The following is a 7,339-nucleotide window of genomic DNA, read 5'->3' on the forward strand; positions in this document are numbered from 1 at the left end:
GGCTCACCACCGAAGAGCTGTGGTGGAACCGTGACGGCCGCCTGATGACGCACGCGCCGTCGACGTACAAGATTCCCGCCGTCAGCGACACGCCCGCCGCATTCCACGTGCGGCTCTACGACAACAGCAATGCGGAGCCGACCGTGTTCCGCTCGAAGGCCGTCGGCGAGCCGCCATTGCTGCTGCCGTTCTCGGTGTTTCTCGCGATTCGCGATGCGATCGCGGCCGCGGTGCCGGGCGCGCGACATGCTCCGCCGTTGCGTGCGCCGGCCACGCCCGAGGCCATACTCGATGCGCTGGACGCGTTGCGTGCGTGGAAAGCGTCGCAGCACGCAGATCCGACCGCAGCCGCCGCGCACGCTGATAACGCCGACACCCACACGCCACCCGCCGCGCCGACGCCTGACGCGGCCCCGCAAGGAGAATCGCCGGATGCAAGCCTGGCTCACTGACCTGCAACATCTGCTCGCGCACGGCGACGCCGCCGTGCTGCTGACGGTCGCGCGTAGAAAGTTCAGCGCCCCGCGACGCCGGCACGAAAATGATCGTCACACGTGCGAGCTGGGCAGGTATTCGCTCGGCGAGGGCCGCCTCGAACGGGAAGCGATCGAGACGGTTCTGTCGCGTTAGCGAGGTCGAGTAGATTCGGGCGAATCGCAACGTACGGCACGCACGATGGCAAAGACGAAGACGACGCACAAGTCACTGCCCCGAGGGCACCGGCAGAGTGCTCGATGTCCGTGCGGGCGCCCGCGTCGCACACGGCTAAAAAATTGTCGGTTCTCAATTCGTTCAGACCGGTTCCCTAACCAATTTTCCTCCTCGATATTTGCACCGGCGCGCCTTACTCCAGGATAACGAGATCTCAATTTCCGCCGTGTCGCTCTGTTCGCATGTCTTGATTCGGACGCTCTTACTACAAATCAGAATTTGTGACGGATGGCCGCGCGAGCAAGGACCTGGCACTTATTGGATGAATCGTTCGTATTGGTGATGTTGGCAACAGCGGGGGTACCGAGAGACGATGTTCCCGATGCTTGCTGCCAACCAATTCCGAAATACACATCGGTGCGTTTGGACAGGAAATAGTCGGTTGCAATCGCTACCTGGTTGAAATGCTGGTTTCCGATTTTGTGTCCCGCGGCGTCTTGAACGCCATCCGAGTACAAGTAGGCATATGATGCAGCGACAGTCCAAGATGGGTTGCAACGATACAGTATTCCAACGTCGTAGTTGTTGAATATCGCCGTTCCGTCTTGAAGCGACGCGCCGAGATTTGCGTATTGAACATTGGAGAACGAAGCCGCCAGGATGACTGGGCCGATCGTGTAATTGGCCCCTACGACTGCGGACTGGTATGTTTCGGCAGAAGCATATCCCCTGTTGAGGCCGCCCTGTAGAGGTGAAAACCCGTTCCCATAGGCAGTAAAAAAACCTGTGCCTGGCGCTGCAGTGGGGTGTTTAAAATACTCGAATGCCACCCCCACTTTTAATGGCGCGTTTGCGTAGCCGGCACCTACCGAATAGCCGCTGGCAGTTGTGAAACTTCCGGGATCGCCACCTAAGCTATACTCCACCCCGAAAGTCGCACTGCGGATTTCAGGACTCATGTATCGTACCGACTTATTCACTCGAACCGTGTTGCACGCATTGTCTACATCGCTTGGGTGCCCGGCCGGCGCACCTCCCACGAGCGCTGCGGCCGTGAGTGGCTCGGGGAAGTAGAAGATCATGTCATACTGACGTCCAAATGTCAGGCCGCCCCAGTTGTCCCTTGTCAGGCCGACGAATGCCTGACGACCAAACAGCAGCCCGCCTTGAGCAGCCAGACCGTTGTTTAAGTTCACACCCGATTCAAGGGTGAAAATCGCGTGTAAAGTTCCGCCGAGGTCCTCGACTCCGGTCCCCCCCATCGACTTCCCATGAGGCCGGCAAGCGAATCAAGCGACAATCTCTGTCCGCCACCAGCGTTGCTTTGATACATGATTCCTTCGTCGAGGACCCCGTAAATGGCCACACTACCTTGTGCGTTAGCGAATGAACACATTCCAACTGAAGCTATACAGATCCCCAACTTTATCAACTCACTATGCATCATCCGTTGTCCTGTCAATCACCTTTATATATAACTCCCTCTTTACTTAACTCGGCTGCCCTTCATCTGCATCGAAGGGGCGCGAGGTGACTGGATTTGCCCCTGTACTTCCGGACACAGCCTCACACTTGAGTTGATGAATCGGCCCTGCGCCTGAACTCGCGTGGCGAGCGGTACTTCAGCGCGCTATGAGGATGCTGCTCGTTGTAATGCTCAATCGCGATGGCGAGATTGCGCGCTGCGGTCGCGGCGTCCGGCTTGGGCATGAACGCCACGTAGTCACGCTTCATCGTCTTCACGAAGCTTTCTGCCATACCATTACTCTGCGGGCTGCACACTGGTGTGGTCAATGGCTTCAGGCCAATACCAGAAGCGAAGTCCCTGGTTTTCTCCGCCGTGTAGCCCGAGCCGTTGTCCGTCAGCCACTCGATTTCCGTCGGCGCCTTGAGGACATTGCCAAAGCGGTTTTCGACAGCAGCCAGCATGACATCACGCACCACATCACCGCTGTGACCGCCGGTCGTCGCTGCCCAGCTCATTGCTTCACGGTCGCAACAATCCAGCGCAAACGTCACGCGCAGCGGCTCGCCGTTGTCGCAGCGAAACTCGAAGCCGTCAGAACACCACCGCTGGTTGCTCTTCGCCACTGCGACTTTGCCATCGTGCCGACGCTGCGGCCTTGGTGGAGCGGGCCTGCGTTGTAGCAGCAAGCCGTGAACGCGCATGATCCGATACACGCGTTTGGCGTTCACGGGAGTGATGCCTCGGCCCTCCCGTTGACGGCGCAACATGCCCCAGAAGCGGCGATAGCCATAGCTCGGCAGGTCAGTGACGGTCAGCCGTATTTCATCGACCAGCCCTGCATCGCCCGTCTTCCTGGCGCTGCGTCCGTCCTGCCAGTCGGCTGGACGTGCAAGCCTTGCCGCCACGTTTGAGCGCGCTACACCGAGAACGTCGCAGACCTGCTTCACTGCTCGTCCCCCGGCAATGAGGGCGAGCGCGCAATCCATTTTCGCGACTTCGCCACCTCCATCGCCTCACGAAGAATCTCGTTCTCCATGGTCTTCTTTCCGAGCAATCGCTGAAGCTCCCTGATTTGCCTCAGCGCGTCGTTCAGCTCAGACGCCGGCACTACTTCTTCCCCAGCACTGACTGCCGAGAGGCTGCCATCCTGATACAACTTGCGCCAATGGAACAGTTGGTTCGGATTGACACCGTGCTGGCGTGCAACCATCGAGACCGACTTGCCCGGCTCGAAACTCTCCCGCACCATCGTCAGCTTATCTTCTGCTGACCATCGCCGCCGGCGCTCCGGCCCCGTCAACACTTCCATCACTTCTTGCTTGTTGTTAGTCAAAAACACAGTCGTATGAGCGGGTAAGGCCACGCCGTTGCCGGCGCAGCCTCCCCTAAGAACCGTACGTGCAAGTTTCCCTGCATACGGCTCAAGCATTCCAAGGCCGCACACGTTTGTGCAACCAGCGCCGTCCAACTGGCGCCTGCGCATTGCCATGCCAAGGTTCTCCCGCCGCAGCGGAGGGCGCAGACATCGCGAACGATGCTCTCTCATGCTTCCCTCTACGGAGTCACTCAACAGCTTTGCGCCGGAACACCGAACGGAAGTCAGCGCGCTTTCGCGTGAAGTGATGTTGCAACCTCTATCCGGACCATTACAGCCCGGCATTCGCTTTCTCCGTTTTCTCATACCCGCACAGTCAACGATTAGCCTTGCGGTTCATCTGCCCCGGGGGCAACTGTACGGGCTTACCACGTTCCCGTTTCATCACACGACTGAGTAAGGGCCCGCCTCTTCGCCGGTGGCGCTACTGGCGACGTATCACCTGTTAGGAAAGCGATAACCGGCCACGTCCCGTTTTGGGTCATGCCTAACAGCAGCTTTGGCATGTCAATAGTAACGACGTTTATCAGCGATTCACTTAGATTGCCCATGTCAGTTAGCCTCGCGTCTCAGCCCCGTTGCTGCTCAGAGCCTCCATGCAGCGCTTCGCAGCGCTACATGCTTTCGGACAACTTTGTCGGAACGGCTTCGCACAACGCCGTTGCCAGCAATGCACGCGCTCCTAGGCTACCGCCGGTCGCACGGCAGGTCCGCTACCGTGCAGGACCATCGCACGGTCGGACAATGATGAAACGAGCATGCACTGCGCTCAGTCCTTCGAGCCTCATGCTTCGTGTCGCACCCTACCCGCTATTGTAAGTGGGAGACTGTGTCCGGAGTTTCAGGGGGCCGCTCCAGAGGTGATGGACGATCCTCCGTTACACGGCGGAAAGTTCATGCTAATGTGGACAAGTCGAGATGCCACGCCGCGCAATCTAGTCGGCATGGAAATGTACTTTAGTATGGAAAGTCGGACGCGTATCAGATACCGAAACTTCTTAATAGTCTCTCACGATGGAACATTCTGTATGTCATATGTCACCGCTCTCACATCATTCGAATGCCAATCCAAACCGCCGCGCAGTAGAAGAGGATCACTTAGCAGAGTCGGAGCGCAAGGGACCATCTTCAGGGCGCGCTGCAAACATGGACTGTCTCCATTAGACCGACTGGTCGGCACACGACGAGGCCCTCTCTTCTCTTCCCTTGCTATGGAGCCTTTCCGACGACGGTTCCCGGGCGTCGGTCTTCACGTGCTGTCGCACGACGTCAGACATGCTGTCCTCCATTGACGTGCAACTCTGCTCCGTTGATGTACGAGGAGGCCTCAGTACAGAGAAAGTAGATTACTCGTGCGACCTCGGCCGGATCCCCGAGACGACGCATAGGAATTCCGTGATCCACGATCTCCTCTGTGCCGGGCGACAGGATTGGGGTATCAATTTCGCCCGGAGCAATAGCGTTGACGCGTACACCCTTCGGGCCAAACTCGTGCGCCATTTCTCGTGTTAGAGCTGCGAGCGCAGCCTTTGAGGCTGCGTACGCAGTACCTGCGAAAGGATGAACCTTCACCCCGGCGATCGATGTTACGTTGGCAATGGCCCCGTTTCCTCGGACCAACTCTGGGAACAACGATCGCGCAAGTAATGCGTTGGATACCAAATTCACGTTAAGAACAGTCATCCAAGTCCGAAGATCGCTCTTGAGAACTCCGAGGCGCGATCTGTCCTCGCCTTTAGGAGAGACGCCAGCATTGTTGACGAGCGCGTGTAACTGTCCATTAGGTAGCCGTCGCCTGACTTCCAAAGCGATTCGGTCGATACTATCTAGGTCCGCGAGGTCTGCCTGTATGTGCGCTTCGCGCGCAGCAGGCCACTTGCAACTGTCCGAGAACGGCCGCCGGGAGACAGTGAACACCTCCCAGTTGTTCTCCTGAAAAAGCTTAACTGTGGCATGACCGATACCGCGGCTGGCGCCGGTCAGCAGCATATAACGAGTAACTTGGCCCATCTGTGCATGTCCAATTGGATAGATCGTTGCGGCGTGCAGTTGAGCGACTGCCGCCCTGCATGGGTGAGGTGTACCAACTCGCAAGCAGGCGTGCCAAACGCACTTCATGCTTGCGAGTATCTCGCCGACTCCCTAGCCGCTCGTTGTCTTCAATCAAATGTGCTGCGGATATGCTCAGCAACATTCGAAAGTTCCTGCAGTGCAGCAATTGACCAGTTTCCACGATACGTCACCGCGGTCACGCGACATGGTTAATTGTTGTTGCGAAAACGAAGACGAGCAGTGAGTAACAAAGCAATATTGCGATTGGCGGGCAATGCGCGGCTTGGACAGCAGCCGCCTCCGTTCGCCGCGGATCTGCGGGATCGCTTCGACAAACACTGGCGTCAAGCGTCCGAGGGCCGGTCGCGTTTTGTGAGCATAGCAGACTTCCTTATGGCGAGGTGCCGCGCCACATTCGAGCAATTTGCACGCCATGAGAAAGAGACGCCCAGTCCCCGTCCCCAACGATTTCCGCCGTCGCTTTGTCGCGCTCCCGACATCCGCCCGTCTTAGATGCAACAAAATGGCCATTGCCGCCCTGCGATGGACGGCAGGCCGATAGTGAAAATACATTGAAGCAGCGTAAAACTACCGCAGATATCCCTAAGCTAAGAGGATTGTTTTTTTCCAGTAACTATCGTCGGAGCTGAGGTTCGGACCACCAAAGTTAACGCAGGTATCATACCGTCCGGGGAAAGGGCGTCCAATCAGCTCGGGCACCGCGTAGAGAACATGGAGACCTAGCGGCATTCTTCTTAAGAGCGAGTCATTGCCGAACCCATCGGTAATATCTAAAAATGTTTCTATAACGCCCACTTGCCTGTTTTTGCAAGAAATCCATTTAGGAACCAAATCTCTACCAAAAGGACCGAATCGACCGATCCGATCCAACAGCACTTCGCCCTTCCCAGGCGTCAGACGAACGCCGCACATCATCGCGTCACACTCAAAAAACGCCTCGCGACAGGGCATGGGAATTCTTTTTGCACGGTCGAAACATAGCTTGTAAAAAACTACTGTTTTGTGGACACAGCCCAGCCTACAGCGGCCAACATGACGATGCCGTTGATGTCGCTCAGACTCAAGGAGTTAGAGCGCAAGGGGGAATTCGGTCGAAGCCGCGGCGCCCAAGGCACCTTCGCTTCAGATCCACTGCCTCGGCTCGAATTCCAGCGAAAGGTGCCGCGGCTCAACCCGACGACTGACTTGATTTCTTTTCATATCGACGGACCCACAATCATTCTGGCGAAAACTTCCCGAATCCTGGCCCACCGCGTATCATCGATTGCACGTTTGCATCGACATGCTACACACCCCGTGACATAGTTGCCGTCGCAACGGCGACCGCGAAGTCACGGAGCGCGTTCACCATCGGCACAAACTCATCCGTTCTTTCGACAGAGTCCTTGGCTGACCGCGCGCATGCAAGTCTCAGTAGCTGCTCAATTTCGGTGACTGGTTCCGGGTATCGCCTTTATAAGGACATGATATTTTGGGCTCTTTTGAAATTTGAATGGGTTATGCCGCGTGCGGATTGATCGACGCGAAGTTGAGCTTGCCGGCGATCAGGAACAGCACGGTGCGCATAGTTTCGAGGTTTGCGTAGCCACGAGCGCGTCGCTTGGCGGCTTGAAACAGGCCGTTGAGTGCTTCCAGAAAGCCGTTGGTCTGGCGCGTCTGGGTCCATGCGACGATGCCGTCGAAATGCTTGCGTATCATGCGGGCGACCTCCTTCATCGGTTCAACCTTGGAGCGCATCACGTTGGTACACCACTGCTCGAGCATCGCACTGA

General features: G+C 57.2%; 4 protein-coding genes and 2 pseudogenes. 2 read left to right on the forward strand and 4 right to left on the reverse strand.

Annotated elements, in window-relative coordinates; all coding sequences use genetic code 11:
• Together GCT19_RS40275 and GCT19_RS40280 are read left to right on the forward strand one after the other, a co-directional pair.
• Positions 1-452: pseudogene (locus GCT19_RS40275) on the forward strand (xanthine dehydrogenase molybdopterin binding subunit); the annotation flags it as partial.
• A pseudogene (locus GCT19_RS40280) lies at positions 433-615 on the forward strand (XdhC family protein); the annotation flags it as partial. The pseudogenes GCT19_RS40275 and GCT19_RS40280, both read left to right, overlap by 20 nt.
• Before the next feature lie 308 nt (positions 616-923).
• Here GCT19_RS40280 and GCT19_RS40285 read toward each other — a convergent pair.
• The 4 genes from GCT19_RS40285 to GCT19_RS40310 form a co-directional block, all read right to left on the reverse strand.
• The gene (locus tag GCT19_RS40285; protein WP_311548618.1) at positions 924-1,913 is read right to left on the reverse strand and encodes a porin; all 990 of its coding nucleotides are present in this window, start codon (positions 1,911-1,913) and stop codon (positions 924-926) included.
• A 304-nt stretch (positions 1,914-2,217) separates the two neighbouring features.
• Positions 2,218-3,428, reverse strand: a protein-coding gene (locus tag GCT19_RS40290) for an IS3 family transposase (RefSeq protein WP_085951706.1) whose coding sequence is annotated in 2 segments (ribosomal slippage) — positions 2,218-3,122 and positions 3,122-3,428 — 1,212 coding nt in all. Because the reading frame shifts where the segments join, the coding sequence is not laid out codon by codon here.
• Positions 3,429-4,763: 1,335 nt separating this feature from the next.
• Positions 4,764-5,504, reverse strand: coding sequence for an SDR family NAD(P)-dependent oxidoreductase (locus GCT19_RS40300; RefSeq protein WP_018438480.1), 741 nt, complete (start codon positions 5,502-5,504; stop codon positions 4,764-4,766).
• Positions 5,505-7,064: 1,560 nt separating this feature from the next.
• Positions 7,065-7,339 (reverse strand): transposase (locus tag GCT19_RS40310; RefSeq protein ID WP_193727467.1); only part of this gene is annotated, 275 nt, incomplete at its 5' end.

The sequence above is a fragment of the Paraburkholderia atlantica genome (genome assembly GCF_009362785.1).
Classification (GTDB): Bacteria; Pseudomonadota; Gammaproteobacteria; order Burkholderiales; family Burkholderiaceae; genus Paraburkholderia; species Paraburkholderia atlantica.